Source organism: Vibrio sp. 2134-1 (genome assembly GCF_033339495.1).
This window is the reverse complement of record NZ_JAWOUS010000820.1, coordinates 1-553: the sequence shown is the minus strand read 5'-3', so window position 1 is coordinate 553 and position 553 is coordinate 1. Positions and strand designations below refer to the sequence as shown.

The following is a 553-nucleotide window of genomic DNA, read 5'->3' as shown; positions in this document are numbered from 1 at the left end:
TGGATATCTCGCCTGTGGAATGGAGCCAGTCGGCGCAGCTAAGCAGTTATCAAGTCAATTTGTGTGATGCCGCTGCTGTTAGCGAAGCGGTAGACAGTATTGTAGAGCAGCATGGAAGAATCGATGCGCTGGTTAATAACGCGGGTATTACTCGCGATGCATTGCTGCCAGATATGCTAGAACAAGATTGGGACAGCGTAATCGATGTGAACTTAAAGGCTGTGTTCTTACTTACTCAACGCGTCGCGCCAGTAATGCTAGGGCAGGGCGCAGGTAGCATTGTCAGCATTTCTTCTATCGTGGGTACGGATGGCAACATTGGGCAAAGTAACTACGGCGCGAGTAAAGGTGGCGTGATCGCGATGAGCAAAGGTTGGGCGAAAGAGCTATCGAGAAAGGGCGCTCAAATCCGAGTGAACTGTGTTGCCCCTGGTTTTATCACCACCGACATGACCAAGAACCTGCCAGAGAAAGTCATTCAAATGATGGAAAGTAAGACGCCCCTAGGACGTATGGGCTCGGGGCAAGATATCGCCAATGGCGTTGCGTTTCT

General features: G+C 50.6%; 1 protein-coding gene. It reads left to right on the top strand.

Going from position 1 to position 553, the window contains the following annotated elements:
* On the top strand, positions 1 to 553 hold a 553-nt coding region (locus tag R7R78_RS28720; protein ID WP_225474921.1), incomplete at both ends, for an SDR family NAD(P)-dependent oxidoreductase.